General features: G+C 53.8%; 24 protein-coding genes. 11 read left to right on the top strand and 13 right to left on the bottom strand.

All coding sequences use genetic code 11. The features are described 5' to 3' along the window. Positions 1–86 precede the first annotated feature (86 nt). Both WA318_RS04850 and WA318_RS04845 read right to left on the bottom strand, forming a co-directional pair. Positions 87–1,043, bottom strand: coding sequence for a bifunctional riboflavin kinase/FAD synthetase (locus WA318_RS04850; RefSeq protein ID WP_336080147.1), 957 nt, complete (start codon positions 1,041–1,043; stop codon positions 87–89). A 230-nt stretch (positions 1,044–1,273) separates the two neighbouring features. After that, positions 1,274–1,702 carry a MaoC family dehydratase gene (locus tag WA318_RS04845; protein WP_336080146.1) on the bottom strand — a complete coding sequence of 143 codons (429 nt, stop codon included), beginning with the start codon at positions 1,700–1,702 and terminating at the stop codon, positions 1,274–1,276. A gap of 265 nt (positions 1,703–1,967) precedes the next feature. Between WA318_RS04845 and WA318_RS04840 the strand changes: the two genes are divergently transcribed. Beyond that, on the top strand, positions 1,968–2,759 hold the full coding sequence (locus tag WA318_RS04840) for a class I SAM-dependent methyltransferase (protein WP_336080145.1): 792 nt from the start codon (positions 1,968–1,970) through the stop codon (positions 2,757–2,759). Here the strand turns inward: WA318_RS04840 and WA318_RS04835 are convergent, their stop codons facing one another. Next, entirely contained in the window at positions 2,760–3,551 is a 792-nt protein-coding gene (locus tag WA318_RS04835; RefSeq protein WP_336080144.1) for a sterol desaturase family protein, read from the bottom strand. 186 nt (positions 3,552–3,737) lie between these two features. On the opposite strand from WA318_RS04835, the gene WA318_RS04830 reads away from it, so the two are divergent. From WA318_RS04830 to WA318_RS04810, 5 genes are all read left to right on the top strand, one after another. Then, the gene (locus WA318_RS04830) at positions 3,738–4,766 is read left to right on the top strand and encodes a M23 family metallopeptidase (protein WP_336080143.1); all 1,029 of its coding nucleotides are present in this window, start codon (positions 3,738–3,740) and stop codon (positions 4,764–4,766) included. Positions 4,767–5,039: 273 nt separating this feature from the next. Continuing rightward, complete coding sequence (locus WA318_RS04825) at positions 5,040–7,490, top strand: EAL domain-containing protein (protein ID WP_336080142.1); 2,451 nt, start codon at positions 5,040–5,042, stop codon at positions 7,488–7,490. Between the two features lie 220 nt (positions 7,491–7,710). Next, entirely contained in the window at positions 7,711–7,833 is a 123-nt protein-coding gene (locus WA318_RS04820) for a hypothetical protein (RefSeq protein ID WP_336080141.1), read from the top strand. 196 nt (positions 7,834–8,029) lie between these two features. Beyond that, complete coding sequence (locus tag WA318_RS04815; RefSeq protein ID WP_114097911.1) at positions 8,030–8,356, top strand: hypothetical protein; 327 nt, start codon at positions 8,030–8,032, stop codon at positions 8,354–8,356. A 64-nt stretch (positions 8,357–8,420) separates the two neighbouring features. Next, on the top strand, positions 8,421–9,284 hold the full coding sequence (locus WA318_RS04810; protein WP_114097910.1) for an NUDIX hydrolase: 864 nt from the start codon (positions 8,421–8,423) through the stop codon (positions 9,282–9,284). A gap of 100 nt (positions 9,285–9,384) precedes the next feature. Here the strand turns inward: WA318_RS04810 and WA318_RS04805 are convergent, their stop codons facing one another. The 3 genes from WA318_RS04805 to WA318_RS04795 all read right to left on the bottom strand — a co-directional run bounded on the left by WA318_RS04805 (position 9,385) and on the right by WA318_RS04795 (position 11,224). Then, a complete protein-coding gene (locus WA318_RS04805; RefSeq protein ID WP_336080140.1) occupies positions 9,385–9,864 on the bottom strand; it encodes a hypothetical protein in 480 nt (159 codons plus the stop codon). A gap of 104 nt (positions 9,865–9,968) precedes the next feature. Further along, the gene (locus WA318_RS04800) at positions 9,969–10,430 is read right to left on the bottom strand and encodes a methylmalonyl-CoA mutase (protein WP_114098047.1); all 462 of its coding nucleotides are present in this window, start codon (positions 10,428–10,430) and stop codon (positions 9,969–9,971) included. A 131-nt stretch (positions 10,431–10,561) separates the two neighbouring features. Beyond that, on the bottom strand, positions 10,562–11,224 hold the full coding sequence (locus WA318_RS04795; protein WP_336080139.1) for an NnrU family protein: 663 nt from the start codon (positions 11,222–11,224) through the stop codon (positions 10,562–10,564). Between the two features lie 202 nt (positions 11,225–11,426). Here WA318_RS04795 and WA318_RS04790 point away from each other — a divergent pair, with 202 nt between their 5' ends. Beyond that, entirely contained in the window at positions 11,427–11,864 is a 438-nt protein-coding gene (locus WA318_RS04790; protein WP_114097907.1) for a GcrA family cell cycle regulator, read from the top strand. A 95-nt stretch (positions 11,865–11,959) separates the two neighbouring features. On the opposite strand, the gene WA318_RS04785 is transcribed toward WA318_RS04790, so the two are convergent. Beyond that, a complete protein-coding gene (locus WA318_RS04785; RefSeq protein WP_114097906.1) occupies positions 11,960–13,930 on the bottom strand; it encodes a bifunctional 2',3'-cyclic-nucleotide 2'-phosphodiesterase/3'-nucleotidase in 1,971 nt (656 codons plus the stop codon). Positions 13,931–14,092: 162 nt separating this feature from the next. Next, positions 14,093–15,370 carry an MFS transporter gene (locus WA318_RS04780; protein ID WP_336080138.1) on the bottom strand — a complete coding sequence of 426 codons (1,278 nt, stop codon included), beginning with the start codon at positions 15,368–15,370 and terminating at the stop codon, positions 14,093–14,095. A 152-nt stretch (positions 15,371–15,522) separates the two neighbouring features. On the opposite strand from WA318_RS04780, the gene WA318_RS04775 reads away from it, so the two are divergent. Continuing rightward, the gene (locus WA318_RS04775; RefSeq protein ID WP_114097904.1) at positions 15,523–16,311 is read left to right on the top strand and encodes an AraC family transcriptional regulator; all 789 of its coding nucleotides are present in this window, start codon (positions 15,523–15,525) and stop codon (positions 16,309–16,311) included. A 22-nt stretch (positions 16,312–16,333) separates the two neighbouring features. Here the strand turns inward: WA318_RS04775 and WA318_RS04770 are convergent, their stop codons facing one another. Continuing rightward, positions 16,334–16,918: a hypothetical protein gene (locus WA318_RS04770; protein WP_114097903.1), complete on the bottom strand. Its 585-nt coding sequence runs from the start codon at positions 16,916–16,918 to the stop codon at positions 16,334–16,336. A gap of 836 nt (positions 16,919–17,754) precedes the next feature. On the opposite strand from WA318_RS04770, the gene WA318_RS04765 reads away from it, so the two are divergent. Continuing rightward, positions 17,755–18,807: a helix-turn-helix domain-containing protein gene (locus tag WA318_RS04765; RefSeq protein WP_336080137.1), complete on the top strand. Its 1,053-nt coding sequence runs from the start codon at positions 17,755–17,757 to the stop codon at positions 18,805–18,807. A gap of 72 nt (positions 18,808–18,879) precedes the next feature. Here WA318_RS04765 and WA318_RS04760 read toward each other — a convergent pair whose 3' ends face one another. Next, positions 18,880–19,164, bottom strand: coding sequence for a hypothetical protein (locus tag WA318_RS04760; protein WP_114097900.1), 285 nt, complete (start codon positions 19,162–19,164; stop codon positions 18,880–18,882). 300 nt (positions 19,165–19,464) lie between these two features. Here WA318_RS04760 and WA318_RS04755 point away from each other — a divergent pair, with 300 nt between their 5' ends. Next, entirely contained in the window at positions 19,465–20,403 is a 939-nt protein-coding gene (locus WA318_RS04755; RefSeq protein WP_336080136.1) for a DMT family transporter, read from the top strand. 27 nt (positions 20,404–20,430) lie between these two features. On the opposite strand, the gene WA318_RS04750 is transcribed toward WA318_RS04755, so the two are convergent. The 3 genes from WA318_RS04750 to WA318_RS04740 form a co-directional block, all read right to left on the bottom strand. Further along, complete coding sequence (locus WA318_RS04750; RefSeq protein ID WP_336080135.1) at positions 20,431–21,324, bottom strand: ketopantoate reductase family protein; 894 nt, start codon at positions 21,322–21,324, stop codon at positions 20,431–20,433. 80 nt (positions 21,325–21,404) lie between these two features. Then, positions 21,405–22,628, bottom strand: coding sequence for a CaiB/BaiF CoA transferase family protein (locus tag WA318_RS04745; protein ID WP_336080134.1), 1,224 nt, complete (start codon positions 22,626–22,628; stop codon positions 21,405–21,407). 86 nt (positions 22,629–22,714) lie between these two features. Beyond that, positions 22,715–23,905 carry an acyl-CoA dehydrogenase gene (locus tag WA318_RS04740; protein ID WP_114097896.1) on the bottom strand — a complete coding sequence of 397 codons (1,191 nt, stop codon included), beginning with the start codon at positions 23,903–23,905 and terminating at the stop codon, positions 22,715–22,717. Positions 23,906–24,104: 199 nt separating this feature from the next. On the opposite strand from WA318_RS04740, the gene gcvA reads away from it, so the two are divergent. After that, complete coding sequence (gene gcvA, locus WA318_RS04735; RefSeq protein WP_114097895.1) at positions 24,105–25,031, top strand: transcriptional regulator GcvA; 927 nt, start codon at positions 24,105–24,107, stop codon at positions 25,029–25,031. Positions 25,032–25,039 lie beyond the last annotated feature (8 nt).

Below are 25,039 nucleotides of genomic sequence, written 5' to 3'. Positions count from 1 at the left end.
TCCTGTCGTCTTGAACAAATTAAAAGGGCGAACCCCCGGTGAATTCCGCAAAAAGCGCGCGGATCATAGCGGGTTCGTCGACAAATTCAAATCTTGCCGAGAATCTCTTTGGCAGCAATCACATCCGCCGCGATCTGGGCCTTTAGGGCATCAAGCCCGTCGAACTTCTGTTCGCCCCGGATAAAGCCGTGCAAACGTACCCGGACGCGGCGATCATAGATGTCCTGGTCAAAGTCAAACAGATGGGCTTCAAGCCCGGCATCATCATCACCGCCAAAGCTTGGCCGCACGCCAATATTGGCGACTCCGGGCACCCAGCGCTCAACCGTTTGGCCATCTTTCTCGGAAATCAGGCCAAGCTCGACGGCATAAACACCGAATTTCGGACGCAGATGATCGCCCAGTGCAACATTGGCCGTCGGAAAGCCGATTGTGCGGCCGCGCGCATCGCCATGGGCGACAATCCCGGCAATTTCCCACGGGCGTCCCAAAAGATGGGTGGCATCTTGCGGGCGACCTTCGCGCAGAGCCTGACGGATGGCGGTTGATGAATAGATCACGCCGTTATCGTGGGTGACGGCCTCGACCGCAGTAACGCCAAAACCGGACTTTTCGCCAATGGCACGCAGCAAATCAACATTGCCTGCACGGCCCTTGCCAAAACAGAAATCCCAGCCAACCACAACATGTTTGACACCAAGTCCCTTGACGAGAACCCTTTCAATGAATTCTTCGGCCGTCATCGCCGCGAAGTCACGATTGAATTCGACCTCAAAGAACAGATCGATATCAATGCTGCCGGCAGCCGTTTCGCGATCCTCGGCCGAGGTCAGGCGAAATGGCGGGTCATCGGCACGGAACAACATGCGCGGATGCGGCTCAAAGGTCAGGATCGCAAGCGGCACACCGAGATCGCGGGCAATCAGACGTGCCTGATCGAGAAGCGTCTGATGCCCCAGATGCAAACCGTCAAAATTGCCGATCGCCACAACAGCGCCGCGCGCCTCATCGGTCAGGTTTTCAAAAGATCGAAAAACGCGCATCCGCGCCGGTCTCTCTTTGCTGCTTAATCCATGTCAGCCGATCGCGTATCGGCAAATCCAGCAGGCAGCTATAAAGGGCCCGCCCCCGGAGCGTAAAGACTTTTCCGTCAAAAAAGCATGCCCGATCCTGCATGGCAGATCAGATCAGGACCCAAACCATGCCGATATGGTCCAGACTTTACCGGCACAAGCGGTGTCTGATCCCATACAGGAATTTGGCAAACCGGGAGTCAGGCGCGACTTGGAACCATCACAACGGCCTCACCGGAAATCACGCAGCGATCGCCGACATAGCAATTGGTTTCAAGGATGGCGCGTTTCTTGGCGGGGATGATTTCACGCACAATGACCTTGGCGGTTACGGTGTCGCCAATACGTACCGGCGCCTTGAATTGCAGGTTCTGCGACAGATAAATCGTACCCGGTCCGGGCAGGCGGGTGCCAAGCACGGTTGAAATGAAACCGGCCGAAAGCATGCCATGGGCAATGCGCCCCTCAAACATCGTGGTTTTGGCATAGTCTTCGTTCAGATGGACCGGGTTGGTATCCCCGGAAAGCCCGGCAAACATCACGATATCGGTTTCAGTGACAGTTTTGCCATAGCTTGCAGACTGACCGACCTCAAGATCTTCGAGATACAGCCCCTCCAATCCGTTCATTTCTTTCATTTCCTGTGGTTCCCTTGCCTGTTCTGGCCGAAACGACCGTCGCATTTTCGCGTTTATGGTTAATTTTGCATCGCAGCATTTGTAATTTTATTGCGCATTTTGAAATTTGAGCAATCCCTATTTCGTCGAATAGCCAAACCATCCGGCCTTGCAATAAATGAAATTGGTGACACATCAGATACTTGGCTGCTGTGTGGCCCATGCGCAAAAATTCAATAAGGCTGTGAAACAGCCGTTATCGAGGAAACCTGATCCGATGAATATGACAATCGCCGACACCTATGAAATCGCAATGGGCCGATGGAGCCGCCGCTTGTCACGCAGTTTCCTTGATTTTGTTGCCGCCCCGTCTTGCGGGGCACTGGTTGATATCGGCTGTGGCACCGGAAGCCTGACACTGGCCGCTGCCACCCGTTACCCCAAGGCCGAGATCGTCGGCATTGATCTGATGTCTGATTATATGACCGATGCCCTGCGCAGTTCCGCACCCAATGTGCGTTTTGAAACCGGCGATGCATCCGCCCTGCCCTTTGCCGATGACAGCTTTGACACGGCCTTCTCACAATTGCTGTTAAACGATCTGGATGGCCCGGCCGGTGCGGTTGGCGAAATGGTGCGTGTTACGCGCGCCAATGGCCGGATTGCAGCCACGGTCTGGGATCGTATCGGCGGACTGACCTTTATCCGGCTGTTTCTTGATGTTGCCGCCCTGATTGCCGAGGGCGAAGGCGAAGAACTGCGTGCCAGGGTCTTTGACGTTCCCTATCAGAACGAGGATGACCTGTTTGATCTTTGGTCCGATGCCGGGCTGGAAGATGTGGCGACCACCACACTTGCCGTGCGCATGGATTTCATCGATTTTGATGATTACTGGCAATCATTGATGGGCGCGCACAGCCTGATCCGCGACTTTTTCGCCCGTCAGCCCGCCGAGATTGCCCATGAAATACAACAAGCCACCATGCGGGCCTATCTTGGTGGCAAGCCCGATGGACGCCGGTCACTGGTGGCGTCCGCGCTTGCTGTGCGCGGGATGGTTCCGGCCTGATCACGGCTGGCGAAATGGCAGCCAAAGCACCCCAAGAAGGCTTTGGCTGTTTTTATCGCGGAATTCTTCAAGACCGATCTGCATGTCATGATCGTTTGTTCTTGTATGATCGACATAGCTGACAAACAACCGATCCCAAACCGACAGGATATTCCCATAATTGCTGTTGGTTTCGCCCATGACGCTGGAATGATGGACCCGATGCATATCAGGCGTCACGATCAACATCCTCAGCGCCCGATCAAGGCCCTTGGGCAGATGCACATTGCCGTGATTAAACAGGGCAAAGCCGCTAAGCATGCTTTCATAAATCACCACCGCCCAGGGATCTGCCCCGATCAGCAGGACAAAGAACGACTTATACAGGGCTGATGCCACAATCTCGAACGGGTGAAAGCGCACAGCCGTCGAGACATCAAATTCCACATCACAGTGATGTACCCGATGAAACCGCCACAGCAGCGGGATCATGTGGGTAAAGCGATGCTGCCAGTAAATTGCGCAATCCAGAGTGATGACCGTGACAAGTCCCGCCAGAACAGCGGGCAGCCCGACCAGATTATTAAGCCCCACCCCCTGATCTCGTGCCCAGATTGCCGTTGCAATCATTGCCGCCCCAACGGTAAAGCGCGCAAGGGCGGCACTGGTCAGCAACAATCCGAAATTGGTCAGCCAGCGCATCGGACGGCGCACGGCTTCCTTTGGGCGATAGGGTGCAATGGCCTCCCACAATGCCATGACGGCAAGAATGGCGGCAAAGATTCCCAGTCGCAGCAATCCGTTCTGATCCATTCCAGTGTGCCTTTGTCGGGTTAAACGATCTGCGATGAGGTGATCACCAGCAATCCAAGTGATAGCGATACCTGCCCTTACGAACAATATCTTGCGCGTCGCAGTGGCTTCACCTTTGTGTTAGATAATAAGTGTTTCGTGATAAAATACACCTTTGTATAGAGTGATCAGGACCAAGGAGGCCCCATGCCACAGCCATCAGGACGTTTTCGGACACTTGCTCTTTCCGTGTTCGCAACCCTGACCCTTGGTGGCATTGCAAAGGCCGATGGCCCACCCTTTGATCTACCGGTCGATTGCCCGAACAATACGTGCAGCATCGTGCATTATGTCGATCATGACCCGGGTCCCGAAATTCGTGATTTCGCCTGTGGCACAACCACATATGACGGCCATCGCGGCACTGATTTTTCAGTTCCCGACGAAGCCACCATGCTCGGTGGCGTTGCCGTGCGCTCGGTTGCCGATGGCACGGTCGTTGCCCTGCGCGAAGGGGTCGAGGATATTGATTCAGGCCGTCTTTCGAAAAACAGCCTTGATGGCATCGAGTGCGGAAATGGCGTTCTGATTGATCACGCCGATGGCTGGCAAAGCCAGTATTGCCATCTGCGCCGCGGGTCAGTCGCGGTCAAAAAAGGGGATCGCGTGACACGCGGACAGATGATTGCCGAAATCGGCATGTCGGGTCAGGCAACTTTCCCGCATCTGCATTTCAATCTGCGCAAGGATGATCAGCTTGTTGATCCATTTAGCGGCACGGCCATGGGGGCCAGCGACCAAAATGCCTGTTCCACCAATCAGGCCGCGCTTTGGTCATCAGAGGCCCGCGCGCAACTGACCTATCACGACATCACCCTATACGGGCACGGCTTTTCGATGGCGCGGCCCAATGCATCTGATCTGAAGCGCGGCTATGGCAAGCAAACCGAACTGCCGCGCACAAGCCCCGGGCTTTATTTCTGGGCCTATCTGATCGGGGCCAATAATGGTGATGTCATCCGGCTGAGCTTGCAGACCCCGAATGGCAAAGGCGGTCATCGCGATTTTGTCATTGATCAGCCCGATGATCAGGGACCACGTGCCAAATGGTTCTTTATCAATATGGACCGCCCTGGTGCCGCATGGCCGGCCGGGAACTATTCCGGTGAAGTCACCTTCACCCGGCCCGGGCAACAGGCCCGGATGATTGGGCAGACCAACCTGACCATCCGCTAGGCGCCCAAAACGCTATATCTGCAAAGTAAAAGCGGCCCTGTCCCTGCCATTCAAACTGATCCGGAAACGGATGCAGATCGTAAAGCAACATCATAAGCCATGTTCTTTTTGCCATGGCGTGACCGATTTCCTGTGCCGGGCGCTACCTATGTCACGACCTATGTATAGACATGGTATTATTAATTGCCTTGGCCGTTCCACAGGAATTAAAATCACATTAGAAAACTGCATTATGCCTTGAATGCGTTCAAAAATGAAATACACGGCACCTGAATGTACAGAATATATGACTGCCTTGCGACCCAGCACGATATCGTACTGGTTCTGATCGCGATTGCGATCGGATTGGGCGGGATCCATACGGCCTTTAATCTTTATGCACGGGCCTGCATGGGCCGTTTGCAGCAAAGACTGGCATGGCTGTTTCTGACAGGTGTGGTGACGGGTGGCGGCATCTGGGCGACGCATTTTATTGCGATGCTGGCCTATGATCCGATTGTACCGGTCGGTTATGAACCCGCACTGACCGCAACGTCACTGATCATTGCGATTGCCTCGACAATGCTTGGCTTTGCCATCGCATCCATGACCGGACCGCATTTGTTGCTGTCGCGTCTGGTCGGCGGCCTTGTTGTCGGGCTTGGCATTTCGGCGATGCATTTCACCGGCATGGAAGCAATGCGTGTCCCCGGCATCATCAGCTGGCATATGGATATCGTGGTTGCCGCGATCCTGATGGGCGCCATTTTCGGGATGGTTTCGCTTTGGCTTGCCGGGCAGGCGCGCACATCGCGTCAGAAACTTCTGGGCAAGGCCAATCTGACGGTGGCGGTTGCTGCCATGCATTTCAGCGCCATGGGGGCCCTGATCATCACCCCCGACCCGACAGTTCCGGTCCCTGCACAGCTGATTTCCCAGCATTATCTGGCGATCGGTGTCGCAATTGTCGCGGCCCTTCTGATTGCAATCGGGTTTGTTACCGCACTGGTTGATCGCCAGATGCGCGACCATGTCAGCAACCGGATGCGTATTCTTGGTGATTCCGCCATCGAGGCACTGGTCCTGACCCAGAACGGGCGGATCGTTGATACCAATGAAAGCTTCCTGCGCCTGACCGACAGCAAACCCCATGAAGTGATTGATCAGGACTTTCTAACTCGCTGGCTACCAGATACGCCGCCTGCGTTCCAGACCGGGAACCTTAACTATATCGAAACGGCCCTGCGTCTGGGCGAGCAGAAAGAATTGCCGGTCGAGGTCATCCGTCGCGAAATTCCCGCCGACGATATTGCCGACGATACGGTCATTTATGGTCTCCGCGATCTGCGTGAACGTTATGCCGCGGAAAAACATATTCGTTTTCTGGCCGAACATGACTCGCTTACACAACTATTGAACCGAACGACCTTTAACGACCGGCTGGCCGAGGCACTGATTGAGGCTGATGAAACCGGTGTTCCGGTCACAGTCATGTGTGTCGATTTCGACCACTTCAAAGAGCTCAATGACAGTTTCGGTCACATTGCAGGCGATCACGCCTTGCGCGAACTGGGAACGCGGCTTGGCCGACTGGTGACCGATGAAGTCACCATTGCGCGTGTTGGCGGCGACGAATTTGTCGTGTTGCTCCATCATCAGAACCGCAGCGGTGCCAGCAGCATCATGACCCACACCCGCGAAGTCGCGCAGCAGATCCTTGATTGCATTGCATTGCCGATCTTCATCAATCAGGAGAACCGCGCGAAACTGTCGGCCAGCATCGGTGTTGCCAATTACCCTGCAGACGGGGCCGATGCCGAAAGCATCCTGTTCCACGCCGATCTTGCGATGTATCGGGTCAAACAGTCGGGCGGCAATGATGTGGTGTTCTATTCTTCCGAAATGGACGAGGAATACCGGTTCAAACGGCAGCTGGCCTCGAACCTGCGGCTTGCACTGGAAAACGGGCAGCTTGAACTTCATTACCAGCCGCAATGTCACGTCGATGATCAGGAAATCCGGTCCTTTGAGGCCCTGTTGCGCTGGAACGATCCGGAGCTTGGCCAAGTTTCGCCCGGCCGCTTCATTCCGATTGCCGAAGAAACCGGCTTGATCATCCCGCTTGGTGAATGGGTGTTGCGCACCGCCTGTTTTGAGGCCGCCAGCTGGAAAAATCCGCTTGGCATCGGAGTGAACCTTTCGGCAGTACAGCTTCAAAAGCACGAATTGCCCGACGTCGTTGCCAGCATCCTTCAAGAAAGCGGCCTTGATCCCAACCGTCTTGAGCTTGAAGTCACCGAAACCGCACTTATTCACAATCCGGCGCGCTCGATGAAGATACTGTCGGATATCAAGAAACTTGGTGTGCGGATTGCGATGGATGATTTCGGTACCGGCTACTCGTCGCTTGCAACCTTGCAGAATTTCCCGGTTGACCGCATCAAGATTGACCAGTCTTTTGTCAATAAACTGGTCGGCAATGCGCAGGCCGGGGCGATTGTGCGCGCCGTGATCAATCTGAGTCGCGATCTGGCGCTTGATGTGATTGCCGAAGGGGTTGAAACCGACGAACAGGAAACCTTCCTGACCGATCATGATTGTCGCGCGGTCCAGGGATACAAATATGGTTACCCTCGTCCGATCACCGACTACCGACACATTGTGCATCCGCAAGATGACAATGCCGATGCGGCAGAATCCCCGAAAACCGGGGCGAATCGACACCGGGGCATTGAAACGGTTTAAAACCGGTTAGTACAGTTTCCCCCGCCCCTCAGGGGGATCACGTAGGTAAAGCGCCATTTGTGACAAATTCGACGAGAAAAAAGCGACCTTTTCCACGCAGTTGAAAGTTTTTTGACGTTTTTTGAGTCAGAAGCCTTGTATCGCGGCCACTGCCCTGCATATATTTGGTGAGTGCCCTGTCAGGGCATCTGGAAGCTACCTGTCATAAGACGGAGTGAATATGATGAATAAGCGCAAAGCCGTTGCTATCGCCGTTGCCCGTGAGCAGCAAATTGCCCGTTCGATGGAAATCCTGTTCGCAGGCACCATTGTGGCTTTGATTGCATCGCTACTGGTTCTCTGATCCAGTTATTGCCTTCATCATTTCCGGGATATTTTCAAACCACACGGTTCTGAATATACACACCCACAAGTTAGCTTTATGACCAATCGCCACATTTTCATTGCCATCATTACGCGAATTATTTGCCCGGTTGTCTAAGGACACCGGGACGTACCTGTTCGCCTGTTTGATGCATTGAAAATCCGTGAGCATTGTCATGACCAATCATGCTTTTGCTGCGTCCCAAGATGACGCGCAGACTGCCAAATCCGTTTATTGTTTCTCTGTCCATGCTGCTGCAGAACCCGATGTTATGCCGCGTGTTCTTGAACTGTTTGCCAAACGCAATCTGGTTCCAGCCAGCTGGCATTCCACCGTTGCCGAAGGCAATCGCGGGTTTGAGGAACTCCAGATCGACATCCAGGTCCAACAGCTTGAAACCAAGGTTGCCGAACATATCGCGCGCTGCCTGCGTCAGGTCATCCATGTAAATACGGTCCTGACGTCGGAAAAAGGCTATTCAAACTCGGCGCTTAGTGCGTAACCTGTCGATGTCGTGGCGCTGTCGGGAAACCTGACAGCCCAGACCACCCGACAGGAGTGCTCAATTGGCCTATATTGACCATATCATTGCCTGCAATAACGCCAATCTTTCGCGTTATGCGCGTTTCCGCATTGATGATCAGCCGGTCGGGGCAATCCGGTCCGATTTTGCATCGGCCCTGATTGCGCTTGGCACCGATTTCATCCGCGACGAGAACGGCGAATATGGCTTTTCCGCGCATATCAAAACCCCTGAACAGCGCAATGAGGTTCTGGGTGCTGCAACCCGCCGCCTGACCGAACAGGGTGTGATCCGGCAATTGCACGGCGAGAAGTTTGATATTCGCAAACGTCTTTCCGACGAACCGCTGTGCCAGCTTGACCGGTTTGCCATGCCCTATTTCGGCTGCCGGTCCTGGGGGGTGCATATGAACGGTTTCGTGCGCAAACCCGACGGCATCCATATGTGGATCGCTCATCGGTCCAAGGACAAGCCGACCTATCCCGGAATGCTTGACAATATGGTGGCCGGCGGTCAGCCCACCGGCCTTGGATTTCGTGAAAACATGATGAAGGAATGCGCCGAAGAAGCCGGCATTCCCGAAGATCTGTCACGCCATGTTCAGCCGATCGGGGCGATATCGTATCTTTACGAAACCACCGAGGGGCTCAAACCCGATGTGATGGTCAATTTCGATCTGGAATTGCCCGAGGACTTTGTTCCCCGATGTGTTGATGGCGAAGTCGACCGGTTTCAATTGCTACCTCTGGCCGATGTCGCCAACATCGTTCGCACCGGCTTTGACTTCAAGTTCAACTGCGCGCTGGTCGTCATCGATTTTCTGATCCGCCACGGGTTTCTAACCGCAGATAATGAACCAAGCTACGGTGAGCTGCTCACTGGTCTTCATCGACAGCTCAATTCATAAGCGCGCACGTCTGCTTGCACCCGCAACACCAAGAGCCCCTTCGAAACATCGAACGGGTGCTTTTGTGTTTGACCAGATATCTCTTTGATTGCGGGCAGATTTACTGACGCGTATTAGGCCCGCCCATCAGGGCACCAACAGCCATCACCGTCAGCTTTGCGCGCAGATCGGGATCAAGCTTGTCGAGATCACTTTGCTTACTGCGCAGGGTCTTGACCGCCTCATTGATCAGTTCCTGTCTGCGATCATCGGCCTCGGTCGGCATTCTGCTTTTCTTTTTGCCAAGCTTGGCATCGGCGGCATTCAACGCCTTCAGAATTTCGTTATGGGGGTTATCAGCCTGCTCGGTCAGGGTTTCGGCCAAGGCAAGAGCGCGCGCTTCTTCAAGGGACATGCCTTCGTCCTGATGGGCAAGAGCACGGTCTTCAATACGGCGCGCCTGTCTTGCCTGAGCAGCGGTTTGTTCGGCGGTTGCGGCGTCGCGCATCTGAAGGGATTGCGCATCACTATATGCACGAATGGCATCCCGGCCTTTCTTGCCGACAAACACGCGCATCAGTGTTTCCTTGAGCAGTCCCATCAACTGATCCTTTGATTATTTTTCCCGCCTCGGGATTCAACCATTATGCACTTAAAGGGTTTCTAAATCATTTCCCCCGCGCCTTTGCGGAATCTTTGAATGATTTAAATATGTTGTGCCACACGGCCTTCTTCAATTGCCAGAATATAGGCAATCAGGGCTTCGCAATCGGCAGTCTGAAGATGTTCAAGGTCACAGACGAAATCGACATTCCCGCGGGCCGGATCATCCGCATGCCCGACAATACCGACTTTGACATATTCCGCATCCAGCCCGTCTAGTGCCGAAATCAGATCGGCAACACTCACACGGTCCTGTGCCGTCAGCGATGTGCGGATCAACACCAACATATCGGCATCACAATCAATTGCCTGCATGGCAATGGACTGGGCATCGGAATGCTGGGGGGCAACATCCACATCGAACCCGCCATCGGCAAACAGGGTAGCGACATGTTTGTGATAGGCCTGCTCTTCGTCCGAGGCGGTCGCCAAAAGAAGCCGGGGATGGCGGCCTTCCATTTCGGCAAACCTGGCAAGATTGGTCGCGAGTTGCGGAGATGTCATGATACCTCGCTTGAATTTGCGCCCGACAAACCAAAATGGTGCGGCGGGTTTTCGCATGTTTTGCAACATGCCTTGGGGAAACAGTATCCCTTTCAAAACTTGGGCTGACAAGCTCCGGCGTCAAGTCCCTACTACCAGCCAGCCATTTCAAGCGGGTTGATGCCAATCACATGACCATGCCCCATCAGGATCACGACATAGATGATCCCGCCCAGCAGAAAGTCCTGCCAGCCAAAAGCCCCCTTGAACAATCCCGACAGTGAGAAGCGCCGAGTCCCTGCCAGAACTGCCTCCTGTTCGGCTACGCTCATGTCACGCAAACGGATTTTCTCCATCCGCCAGAACCCGATCAGCGCAAAAAGCGCACTGCCGCCGAAAAAGACCAGAGAGACAAAATCGCCATTGGCAACCACATGACCGATCCCCCAAAGGAAAGCCCCCAGCAACAGGGGATGACGGCAGAAACGGTTGATGCCGGGCCGATCCGGATCAAAGCCGGATTTGCGCCCGATGGATAACGGACAGGGTTGAAGAATGGCGCTGGCCCACAAGATACAGGCGGGTAGCATGACAATAATCAGCGCCTTTGCCTGCCATATCTGGAAGTCCCACAGCCAAAACGACTCCGAGACGATAACTTCGTGGATAACCCATGCAAATAACAGGGTGGAAAGAACCGAGAAACCAACAACATAAGCTCGATAGCCGATCAGGCCGACAATCCTGTTTCGAAGCAGCCCCGGAATAACGTGTGCCCCAAGGAAAACCGCGACCGAGATGAAAAACCAGACCAAAGTACGATCCCCTCTTTACATTGCTGCTTCAACATGCAAATTGCGCTGTTCCCGCACACGGGTCGGGACGCGAATCTCCAAGACCCTTGCGTTACGAGATATTAGCGGATACCTCTGTATCCCTGTTTGACATCGGACAATAAGCAACTGCCTGCGGCAAGAAAACCGTCAGGCGGGCAACGGAACACGGAATATACTCGAAATGAGCTGGACGCCGGAAAAGATTGAATTGCTGACCTCGCTCTGGAATCAGGGCTGGACCACGGCACGCATCGGTGAAGAACTGGGTGTTGGCAAGAATGCCGTCGTAGGCAAGGCACATCGCCTTGGCCTGCCCAAACGCCCGTCCCCGATTCAGCGTCGTGCTGAGGAAGCGGAACAGAAGAAAGCCCCGGCCCCCAAGCAACAGACCAAAGGCATTTCGATCTTTGATCTTGGGGCTGGCATGTGCCGTTGGCCGTTCGGTGACCCGGGCGATGAAGATTTCCACTTCTGTGGCAAGAAGATCGTGCCGAGCAAACCCTATTGCGACGAGCATTGCGCACAGGCTTACCTGAACGGCAAAAACCCGCGTGAGGATAATCCCCCTGCGCATCAGGGTGCCGGTGGCAAGGGCCCGCAGGCCGCTGCCAAAAAATAAGTTCCGGCCTGGTGCCCAGTGCACAGCCAGAAATCAAAAAGCCGCCCTTTTTACAGGGCGGCTTTTTTAATGGCTAGATTGGTTGAGCAAACGTTCTATTTGCTTTGCAGGACATATTTGGCAAACCCGTCCTGATCCTCGCCGATGAAGCTGATATTGTCCGGGGCATTGGCCGCAGCCGATGCTTTCGGGCTGGTGACAAACGTGACCTTGTTGGCATCACCAATCGGTGCAAAGGTCCAGTTGCCGTCTGCCTTCGGATCAATTTCCTTTTCGGTCAGGATATAGTTGGCAAGAACCGTGCGGTTTTCATCGGGTGCCTCGACAATGATGGTCGATCCGTCAAGACCGGGGAAATGTCCGCCGCCGCTGGCGCGATAGTTATTGGTAGCAACAACAAACTGTTGGTCCGCCGTGACCGGTTTGCCCTCAAAAGTCAGGTTGACGATACGATGACTGTCAGCGTTGACCAATTCACCAGCCTTGTTGTACCGGGCCGGTTTGGTGACATCAATCTGATAGGTCACCCCGTCAATCACGTCATAGTTATAGGTCGGGAAATCCGGATTGATCAGCGGCTGTTCATCACGGCTGGCGGGGTCAATCTGGTTGAACTGGCCTGCCGACATTTCAAGCCACTCGCGAACCTGGTCGCCATCAAGCAAAACCGCGCGCACCGTGTTCGGATAGATATAAAGATCCGCGACGTTTTTAAGTGCAATCTTGCCTTCGGGGATATCGGTGAAATAGTCCGGTCCGCCACGACCACCCGCCTTGAAAGGTGCACCGGCAGACAGGATTGGAATGCCATCATATTCCGAGCCGTTCAGGATCTTTTCGAGATACCATTTCTGGGCATTGGTCACGATCTGGATCGACGGATCATCGGCGACAAGCGCAAAGAAGCTGTTGATCGGGGCCGAGGTCGTGCCGACACCTTCGCGCATATAGGCGATGGTTGCTTCGTGCTCTTCCTTGACTGCGGCAATGATTTCCGGATCAGCTTCGACCAGCGGGGTGATGGTCCGACCTTCGCGCTGATAGATCGGGCGCGCATCCGACAGGCTGTCGACAACTGTCCATTCACCCGCGTCCGAGACATTGAGCTTGAGATCAATCACGCCAAGATGGCTGCCCCAGAAGCCCGGCATGACCGCAGCAACACCGTTGATCGTCCCCTTGGCAAGATCAACGCCTTCAAGATCGGCGAAGGCCTCGGACGGGAAGACGGTATGGGCGTGCCCGAACAGGATCGCGTCAATGCCATCAACCTTTGAAAGGTAATAGGTCGCGTTTTCTTCCATGCCATGGCGTTCCATGGTCGAAAGTCCCGAATGCGGAACGGCAATGACGATATCGGCCCCCTTTGCCCGCATTTCCGGTACATATTTCTCGGCCATTTCGACGATGTCTTTGGTAAATACCTTGCCTTCAAGATTGGCCTTGTCCCACTGCATGATCTGTGGCGGAACGAAACCGATCACACCAACCTTCGCCTTGTGCGACTTGCCTTCATCATCGACAAATTCCCTGTCAAGAAGGACATAGGGTTCGAAATAGGGTTTGTCATTTTCGGCATTGCCATCGCCATCATCGACAAAGATATTTGCACTGACATAAGGGAAATTCGCACCGGCAATCGAGTTCCCCAGAAACTCAAGACCATAGTTGAATTCATGGTTACCAAGGTTGGCAGCATCATAATCAAGAAGGTTCATCGCCTTGTAGACCGGGTGAATTTCACCCTTTTTCAGACCGCGCTCCTTGGCCATGTAATCGCCAAGCGGGTTACCCTGAATAAGGTCGCCGTTATCAACAAAAACAACGTTCCTGGCTTCACCACGTGCGGTTTTGAGCAAGGTCGCGACCTTTGCCAGACCAACCGTGTCAGATTCCCCATCCCGGTAATAGTCGTAATTGACCAGATGAGTGTGAATGTCGGTGGTCTCGAGAATACGCAGCGAAACTGAACTGTCGGCAAGTGCTGTACCGCTTAACAGTGCCAGCGACAGTCCGATTGCAGTTGCGCCTGTCTTGCGCATGCGCGCTTTGAGGATGGATGTCATGTGTCTTTTCCCTGTTCGAGTGCTCGGTCGCTTTACTTTATTCTTGTTCAGATGGTCAGGTTTTGAAGATTTTGCGAAAAAGATGGGGCAAATACAAATAGAAACGCCCGCGCGATCTGCACGGGCGTTTCCTGATTGAAGTTATCCGCCAAAACGGCTTGTTCAGGCTGGCAAGGCTTCAGGGGATTTATAGCCCCGTATCACTTCGTTACCCGGTTCAGGGTCACTCGGGACATTAAGGGCAAGGACCAGTGACACAAATGCCATTGCTGCCCCTGCAAGGAAGACTGCACTTGGTGAAATCAGCCAGAGCAGCCCGAATGCAGCCGGGATAAAGACCGCAGCAATATGGTTGATTGTAAAGCTCACCCCCGCCGTTGACGAAATATCAGCCGGATCGGCGATCTTCTGGAAATAGGTCTTGATGGCGATTGCCATGGCAAAGAACAGATGATCAATGACATAAAGACCACCGGCAATCACATGGTTCTCGACAAAAGCATAAGAGACGAACACGATAAACAGACCGATATATTCAAAGGTCAATGCGCGGCGTTCGCCCCATTTGCTGATCAGTTTGCCGATCTTGGGCGCCAGGAACATGTTGATCGCGTGGTTTAAAAGATACAGCAACGTGATGGTTGCCGCGTCATAGCCGAACTTCTCGACCATCAGAAAGCCCGCAAACACCGTGAAAATCTGACGCCGCGCACCGCTCATGAAGGTCAGGGCATAATAAAGCCAATAGCGTTTGCGCAGGATCAGCTTCTTGGTCTGCGGATGGGCGTCGGCAAATTTCGGGAACGCTCCCCAGACGAACAGTGCCGCGATGATCGTCAATGCACCACCAAACAGATAGACATAGCGATATTCAATTGCGAAGACTTCCAGCATCAGCCAGACAACGCCAAACATCACCAGTGACGAGATCGACTTCGCCGAAAGCTGTTTTCCCATCACGATGGCGGTGCGTTCCTTTTTGACCCATTGCAACGAAAGGGCCTGTTGCATGGTTTCAAAATAATGGAAGCCGATCGACATCAGCACCGTCGTGCAATAAAGCCCGACCACCGTCGGGAAATATCCCGAGATCGCAACACCGATGCCCAGAACAAGCAGCGACAACAGGGCAAAGGTCTGTTCACGCAGTACCAGCAATACAAAGATTGCGGTAAAGGCAAGGAAACCCGGAATTTCGCGCAGGGACTGCAAAATACCGATCTCGCGCCCGGTAAAATCGGCCATCTCGACCGAAAAGTTGTTCAAAAGCGCCATCCAGGTCGAAAAGGATAGCGGCATCGCCGCAGCCATCAGAATCAGGAGCACTTCGGGGTTACGCCATCCCTTATAGACAGGGATGCTTGCCGCATGCTCACCCGTCACCTCGCCAATCGGGGCGGCGTGATTACTGGCCTCTGGTATCAGTTCTTCCTTGGACATTTTTTCTCCCCGGACAGGGCCGCGTTGGTGGCGGGACCATCGTCACAACTGTTGTTCGTTTGGAATGCGACCAAATTAAACCTGTTGCGGGCCGTCTGTCTTACGATAATCTGCCATCATATATCGCAAACCAGACACAACGGTGGTTGTAGATGCATCGCCCGACCCCGACCGACGAAGCACGTCATATTCGCCCCCGCCCGGCAGAGCTTCCTCGCCCGATTTATGTCCGCATGAGCGACGTTCCCGCCGGATACAGTATCGGCGCACACAGCCATGACTGGTGCCAGCTGATCTATGCATCAGAAGGAACGATGAAAGTCATGACCGAAGCCGGTATCTGGATCGTGCCGCCCCAACGTGCCGTCTGGGTGCCGCCGCATCTTGAACATGCAGTAAGTCATGCGACCTTTACCCGGGCTCGTCACATCTATATCGACCGCCATGCACCAGTCGACCTTCCGGATCGTTGCATGGTTCTTGATGTCAGCCCGCTTTTGCGTGAGTTGATCCGTGCGGCGACAGAAATTCCTGTCGAATATGATGAAGAAGGTGCCGAGGGGCGTCTGATGCGGGTGCTGCTTGACCAGTTACGCGCCCCTGATCAGGAAAACCTGCATCTGCCTGCCCCCAAGGACCTGCGCCTTGCAAAGATTTGCGACGAGTTGCTGGCCGATCCGGCAGATAACAGGACGCTTGATGACTGGTCACGGATTTGCGGTGCGTCGTCGCGTACATTGGCACGTTTGTTCCTGCGCGAAACCGGCATGCCGTTTCGCGACTGGCGACAAAAACTGCGGCTGCTTTATGCATTGGAAAAATTGGCAAATGATCGACCGGTTACCGAGATCGCCCTTGATCTTGGCTACGAAACGCCATCGGCATTCATTGCGATGTTTCGCAAGGCAACGGGTCGCACGCCCGGCGGATATTTCCGTTAAACAGTCGGCCCGTCACGGACGCCTATTTGTCGGTAAAATATCGAAGCGGCGGCAGGATGTCATTTTCCGGTTCGGGATCGGTACCATAACGGCGGATGGCTTTGGCGTGTGCGGGTCCAGACTGGCGGTTCTGGGCACAAAGATTGTGGATTTCGACCATGACGTCAGATGACCAGCACCGGGTGGAATCTTCACTCTGTGTATGCCCGCAATCTGACAGGGTTTGCGGATCGGGACGATGGGCCTCTTCATGAATGCCTTCGCCGTCACGTCCTGCCAGCATTCTTTCGAGCACCGGCATGATATCGGCAATACTTTTAAGGACGGTGACGCTGTCGCCGATCGTCTTGACCATTGCCATTGCCATTTCCTCGTAGGCATCAGATGGCGGCGTGGCTTCCAGACTTTCCTTGTGGCTTTTCCGGATCAGATCAAATCCGGCACGAGATCGTGCAAGCAGCGCGACCGGACTGTGCCAGGCCTGATAGTTCGGTTCGTTGATCCTTCGGCCGGGCACAATATGGCTGGCCGGCCCCCAGTCGCGCCCCGGATCCGAGAAATTGGTTTCTCCTTTTCGACGCGCCGGGTGTTTTTCGACTGAATACATGTTCTCCCCCAGAGAGAAATATCAGCGTTGCCCTGAATGCCCTGCCGGATTGACGATCAACCGCAGAGCTATGTGTTGTAATTTTGTTGTATTATGTCTAGCACGATCCCGTTTTTTCCAATGCCCATTGCGTCCAAATCGTTTTGCAATCAGTCCAGAAATTCATCAAAAAATGGCAGTTTTCGTAGGGTCTACACCTTTGGCTACCCACTTTAGGATAGTAACCACAAGGATAACTATACCAAAGCATCTTTGCGCAAAAGATGAATTCAAAGTAATTAAATTAGACAAATTGATACCCGGAACCGCGGCAGAAAAATCATAAAAACGCGCACAAATACGGACCGGAAAACTGTCTTTCGGGGGTAACATGACTACGGATCAATTATCCGGCGGGTCAACCAGTTCGTATTATATGACCGACAACCTGCCTGTGGATGCACATAGCGGCATCCGGAACAAGCCAATCGGCACGCAGTCCATCAACAAGAACGAAAAGTCCGGACGCGAGGCTGTTTTTACGGCAAACATCATTTTTCATCCCCTCCGATCGCGGGTTGTGAGAGCAACCTTTGCGAAAACCGGGCTCGGACAGCTTCAGGCAACAGATTGTCTGCAGCGTCAGCGATCATTGCGTGATCAGCATGTCCGACAGGAAATGGCGTGACAGGTTATTACATCAGAATGATTTAATTTAATCATTTTGAATAAAACCTCTTTACGAGATTCACCAACTTACATAACCTAGACGTGTGGATAGGCATGTAAGCCTGACCCGATCCACACCGCATACATTAGTTGTAAGTGTCCGCCACGTAGGCAATTGGGGTAGCAAGATGCAACCTGATCATGATTCAGCTGGGGCCACCAGCACATTCTTTACTGTCGACAATCTGCCGATGCATGAAAGATACGACGTCTGGAAACAGGCGATCTCATGCCTTTTTGATGTCGATGCCGATAAAAATGTTCGGGAAAATGACTTCCGGACAACCATTCAATCGCACATTTTCGGCTCGCTAATGCTGATGGAAGTCACTTCCCGGCAACAACAATGGAGCCGTGGCTACAAGCAGATTGCCGGAAATGGCATGGATCACTACGGTGTTGCCGTATATCAGAACGGCAGCATTGAATGTGAAACGTCACGGGGACAGGGGCGCCTCAAACCGGGCGGGCTTCTGATTTATGATCTTACCCAGCCCTTTAATGCCCGCACGACCGATCACCAGACACTTAACCTTGTGATCCCGCGTGCATTGCTCGAAGATCAGCTGCAGCACCCTGACGACCATTGCATGCGTATTCTTGAGCCCGGCGATCCAATGGTTCAGATCATCCGAGATATGATCATTTCCCTGCAACGTAACGTCCGCGACCTTAAACACCCCCAGTCGCAAACACTTGAGAAAATGTTCCCGACACTTCTTGCCAACTGCCTGAATGCGCTGAGTGGAGAAACCAGCGAGATCAGCCATGAACGTCAGAACATCATGAGCATGGTCAGAATGCGGCGCTATTTCCGTGAAAACCTTTGTTCACCAGACCTCAACCCCCGTCGTGCGGCACAGGATCTTGGGGTATCGCGATCAAAGCTCTACAACTACTTCGCACCTTATGGCGGAGTTTATAACTATGTTCGCGACATGCGGCTGCGCAAAGCGATCTCACTGTTAAATGACCCGCTTCATGCGCGTTCGTCAATCTATGACATTGCCCTGGAATGCGGGTTTTCCAGTGATGCCAGCTTTATTCGTGCCTTTCGGGACAAATATGATGCAACCCCTGGCGAGGTACGCAATGGCGCATCGATCCATGCGCGCAAAACCCAGTGCATCATTGGTGCGGCCGATACACAGTTCGAGAAATGGATACATGGACTGGGCTAGGAAGGCGTCAGACCGGTTCGGCAGAAAACCGGACTTTAGATAATATCGCCACGGCCTGACGGCATCCGGCGGCTAATCCGACCAGATGCGGGCGATATTGCCTTCCTGTCTTGAGCTGGCATAGCCCAGCAATCCCTCGATTGCGAGAATTTCCACATCTTCGGACCTGAAGAGATTGATCATCCGCACGCCGACATAGGCGTTGGGCACAAGGATGATGTCGGCCAATCCAAGATACAGTCCGATCAACTGACCCAGATCTTCCTGATTCTGCTCGATAATCACGACCGGCCGCTGATTGATGGCACGACAGCAAATCGCCGTATCATCAGCATGAATGTCGGGCTCAATTTGCATTTCTGTCGGTCTTCCCTACCTGGTTGACGACCTTCACCAATGCCTCTGAAACCGATTTTCAATGCATTGGGCTTATCCCTGATAACTTGACCTGAAGTGTGACCCATTCGAAAAACGTCCACTATCCCGTTCGTCCAGATTTTTATGCAATTCGTCCAGAACTTGCCAATCGAACCCGCAAAAACATAGACAGTTCAGTCCACTGCGAATTTTTCTCAGCCCAGACCTGAAAAATTGTCATTCAACAAAACCGGCAAAACTCCGGTATTGATAGAAGTAACGCCCCCGGAGTTATCAACGATGAACAATGTTTGGACTGGAATAGGATTGCGTCTGGCCGCAACCGGCCTGTTTGCCATTATGAGCCTTTTTGTCCGAATGGCATCGCTTGAGGCGCCGGTTGGCCAGATCATGTTCTGGCGCAGTGCTGTCGCAATATTGCCAATTGTTCTTTATCTGATGTGGCGCAAGGAATTCCCGCGTGCCTTGCGGACAAAGCGCCCATGGGGACATCTTAAACGCAGCACATTTGGTGGCGTGTCGATGTTTCTGTCTTTTGTCTCGCTGGCCTATCTGCCGCTTGCACTTGCGACCGCCCTTGGCTTTTTGGCGCCGCTTGTCGTCATTCCGATTGCCATGGTGTTCCTGCGTGAAAATCCGGGTTGGCTGGTCACCGGTGCGACACTGGCCGGTTTTGCCGGTGTATTTCTGATCCTGTGGCCGATGATCTCGACACCGGGACTGGACCACGAAACCATGATCGGGATCGGGGCCGGGATCGCCTTTGCCATCACCACCGCCTTTGCCAAGACCCAGATCAAGGCCCTGACCACGACCGAGCCATCGGGCACCATTGCCTTTTACTTTGCCGTGGTCTGTTCGATTGGCGGATTACTGACCATTCCGTTTGGCTGGGCGCCGATTTCTGCGGGCAACCTGATCTGGCTGGTAAGTGCGGGTCTGACTGGTGGCCTTGCCCATATCGCCATGACCGAAGCACTGGCGCGTGCCCCGGTTTCAACCCTGTCTGCGTTTGAATATACCGCGATGATCTGGGCCATTGCCCTTGATCTTCTGGTCTTTGGCGTGCTTCCTGCCCCGGTCAGCCTGATTGGCGGGGTGGTTATTGTTGCCGCCGCCGCCCTTGTCGGCTTCAACGATCAGATCTTGGCCTTTGCCAAACGCCAGACAGCCAAACCGGCCATCTGCACCGACCAAACTGGAACACCGGCAGAATAGGTTACAATCACCGCAAAGCCATCTGGCTCAGGAAGCCTTGCCTTCCTGAAGTTTGGTCAGAGCAAACAATGTCAGATTGGTCGGGGTCGGAATGCCGAATTCCGTCCCCTTGCGCACAATGTAACCGTTGAGGTAATCAATCTCGCTGGGCTTTCCACGCGCAAGATCCTGTGCCGTTGATGAAAACTGCGTCGGCATGGTTTGGGCGATTTTTTCAATTGCCTCCCACACATGATCAGGGACAGTAACGCCATCCTTTCTGGCAACAGCAAGGCATTCCTCGACCGCGTTGCGCATCACGTTGCCGACGCCTTCACCTTCGACCAACTTGCCATAAGGAAGCTGCGTGATCGCCGACAGCGCATTATAGGCGCAGTTCAGGATCATCTTGGCCCAAAGCGCACCTGCGGCATTCTCCGAGATTTCGATCGGAATACCTGCCGGTCGCAGGGTATCGGCAATCACCTGACTTTGATCGGATGGCCCGATCACGAGTTCACCACGGCCATGATGTTTGACGTGACCTGCGCCCCCCATGCTGGTGGCGACATAGACCACTACGGGGATCACCGGCTGTCCCAATACCACGCTCAGGCGTTCGGCATTATCCACGCCGTTCTGCAAGCTTAGAATGATGGTGTCTTTGGATATGAACGGTTTGATCTGTTCACCTGCCGATTGGGTATCGGTCGATTTGACGCAAAACAGAACAAGCTCTGCACCGGAAATTGCCACAGCATCCGTTGACGCAGTGACCGAGACAAATTCCTGTGTCGCCCCGAAATCAAGCAACAGACCATCACGGTTCATTGCCTCAACATGACCGGGACGGCCGATCAGTGTCACGTCATGACCGGCACGTGCAAGCATTGCCCCGTAATAACAACCAACGGCGCCCGCGCCCATTACCGCGATCTTCATGATGCAAACCCTGTTTGAAATTTCACTGTTGGGTCTAGTTTATCCACATCACGACGCGTCGAGACAAGAGATTGCTCTGGTTAAACAATCCCGGCTTCACGCAATTTCGCGATCTGATCGTCGCTGAGATCGGCGACTTTACGCAGAATTTCGTCGCTATGCTGCCCCAGCATTGGCGGGGCCTTTTCATCCGTGATTGGCGTTTTGGAAAACTTGATCGGATTGGCAACTGTCGGAACAGTTCCGGCAGTCGGGTGATCAAGCTGCTTGACCATGCCACGATGTTTGACCTGCGGATTGTCAAAGACACGATCAAGGGTGTTGATCGGACCACAGGGCACATTGGCCTTTTCAAGGGCAACAATCCATTCATCGGTGGTTTTGGTCACCATGGCCTGACGGATCAGCGGCACCAATGTCTCGCGATTGGCCACCCGTTTGCGGTTGGTCGCGTAACGTTCATCAGAAGGCAGATCATCAAGCCCTGCGACCGAGCAGAAACTTTTGAACTGGCTGTCATTGCCGACGGCCAGGATCAGATAACCATCGGCACTCGGAAAGGCTTCATAGGGCACGATATTGGGATGCGCATTACCAAGACGGCCCGGTGCCTTGCCGGTTGTCAGGTAATTCATTGCCTGATTGGCAAGGATTGCGGTCTGAACATCAAGTAATGCCAGATCGATATATTGACCCTCGCCGGTTGCATCACGATGGCGCAGGGCGGCAAGAATACCGATTGTTGCATAAAGCCCGGTAAAGATATCGGCAACGGCGACCCCAACTTTCATCGGCTGCCCACCCGACACCGTATCGGGCGCACCGGTAATGCTCATCAAGCCACCCATGCCCTGGATCATGAAGTCATAGCCCGGGCGGTCCTTATAGGGGCCGTCCTGACCAAATCCGGTGATCGAGCAATAGACAAGCTTGGGATTGATGGCAGACAGGGTTGCGTAATCAAGGCCATATTTGGCAAGACCGCCAACCTTGAAGTTTTCGAGCACCACGTCGCTTTGAGCCGCAATATCGCGAACGATTTTCTGACCTTCCGGTTTGGTAATGTCGATGGTCAGTGATTTCTTGCCGCGATTGGCCGTCAGGTAATAGGCAGCCTCGGTGGTGTCATCGCCATTGCCATCCCTGGCAAAGGGCGGGCCCCAGCCGCGCGTATCATCACCGGCACCGGGACGTTCAATCTTGATGACTTCGGCCCCCATATCAGCAAGGGTCTGGCTGGCCCATGGCCCGGCCAAAACGCGCGAAAGGTCAAGAACACGAAGCCCGGAAAGTGCACCAGTCATCTGAATATCCCGAAAGTCGAGGTGGAAATACGCGGCAGAATCAAAGCGGGCGGCAACATGACTGCTGCCGCCCGGTCAGAAAGTCATCAGCCTTCGGCAGAGAAGGCCTGAATTCCGGTCTGTGCACGGCCCAAGATCAGGGCATGAACATCATGGGTCCCTTCATAGGTATTGACCGCTTCGAGGTTCATCGAATGACGGATGACGTGGAATTCGTCAGCAATACCGTTACCGCCATGCATGTCACGTGCAACGCGGGCAATGTCGAGCGCCTTGCCACAGTTGTTACGCTTCATCAGCGAAATGGCTTCGGGTGCGCCCTTGCCTGCATCAAGCAGACGACCAAGCTGAAGCGCCCCCTGAAGGCCCAGGGTGATTTCGGTCTGCATGTTTGCCAGTTTCAGCTGGATCAGCTGATTGGCAGCAAGCGGACGACCAAACTGTTTGCGATCAAGGGTATATTGACGTGCCGCGTGCCAGCAGAATTCAGCAGCCCCCATTGCCCCCCAAGCGATACCGTAACGGGCCTTGTTCAGGCAACCGAACGGACCGCCAAGACCCTTGGCATTCGGCAGCATGTTTTCTTCGGGCACGAAAACATTGTCCATGACGATTTCGCCGGTGATCGAGGCACGCAGCGAAAACTTGCCTTCAATTTTCGGCGCTGACAGACCGTTCATATCCTTTTCAAGGATGAAACCGCGAATGACACCTTCGTCATCCTTGGCCCAGACGACAAAGACGTCTGCGATCGGGCTGTTGGTGATCCACATTTTCGAACCGGTAAGGGTGAAGCCACCCTCGGTTTTACGTGCACGGGTTTTCATCCCACCCGGATCGGAACCGTGATCCGGCTCGGTCAGACCAAAGCAGCCAACAAATTCACCGGTTGCCAGTTTCGGAAGGTATTTCTTGCGCTGTTCTTCACTGCCATAGGCAAAGATCGGATGCATAACGAGCGAGCTTTGCACCGACATTGCCGAACGGTAACCGGAATCAACGCGTTCAACTTCGCGTGCGACCAGACCATAGGCAACGTGGTTGACACCCGGTCCGCCATATTCCTCGGGGATCGTCGGGCCAAGCAGGCCAAGTTCACCCATTTCGGTCATGATTTCACGATGGAAAATCTCATGACGGTTGGCTTCAAGAACGCGGGTTTGCAGGTTTTCCTGACAATATGCACGGGCCGCATCGCGGATCATGCGTTCCTCTTCGCTCAACTGCTCGTCAAGCAGGAGCGGATCTTCCCAGTGAAACGGTGCGCGGCTTGCCATTTGCCTGATCCTTTTATGAATTTTTCGATAGAAAGCAGGGGCAGCGCCATAGAAGGGCGAGATGACGCTACCCCTGAAAGCTTATTTGCTTATGCCGTTAAGCTAGGAATTGGCAGACAAAGTTGCAAATGATAAAAGCGACATAGTTTATGCAAAAAACTCATGAACTATGTCGCACGTGACAGACCAGAGGTGATGATTGAGCCGACGCATCCCTAGCCTTAAGGCACTAAGCTGTTTTGAACAAACGGCCCGTTTTGGCAGCGCGTCGCGCGCGGCTGATGAATTGTATCTGACCCAAAGCGCAGTCAGCCGACAAATTCAGGGGCTTGAAAACTGGCTTGGATGCAAGCTTTTTAACCGTGAGAAGCAGCGTCTGGTTCTGACCCCCGAAGGCGAAAGTTACCTGCAATCTATCAGGCCTGCCCTTGATCAGCTCGAAAGTGCGACCCTGACCATGTTATCTGGCGGGTCGGAAAGCGGTGTTCTGACGGTCGCGGCTCCACCAACATTCGGATCACGGTGTCTTATTCCGCTTTTGCCGCAATTCAGGTCCAAGCATCCGGAAATTGCCATCAACTTTATTTCCCGGATCGGGATGCCGGACTTTGATCGCGAACAGATTGATATCGCTGTTCTGTTTGGTCAGGGCACATGGTCCGATCTTGATGCCCATATCCTGCATGGCGAGGAAATGGTGCCGATCTGCGGACCGCAACTGATCGCAAATCTGGATCGCGCCCCCGTTGCCGACGATCTGCGTCATTTCCCGTTACTGCATATCGCTACCCGACCGCGTGGCTGGGCCGATTGGCTCGCGGCAAGCGGACTTCATGATATTGACGGGGATAATGGCCCGAAATTTGAACATTTCACCATGGCAATGCAGGCCGCCGCCGCCGGACTTGGTGTTGCCTTGCTGCCAACCTTTGCCATTGAGGACGAGCTTAAATCCGGACGCATTGTCGCGCCCTTTGGCCCCCCGAAGGCAAGCCCGTTTCACTATTATGCCTGCTGCCCGACATCGCGCGCACGCCTGCCAAAAATCCGCGCTTTCATGAGCTGGCTTGATCAGCTTGAAACGGCCGCCCAGCTTACTGCGAAGATCATGCGCGAAGACCGGTAATTTACCGA

Source organism: Thalassospira sp. CH_XMU1448-2 (genome assembly GCF_037027285.1).
In the GTDB taxonomy this organism is placed as follows: domain Bacteria; phylum Pseudomonadota; class Alphaproteobacteria; order Rhodospirillales; family Thalassospiraceae; genus Thalassospira; species Thalassospira profundimaris_C.
This window is presented reverse-complemented; position numbering and strand designations above follow the sequence as displayed.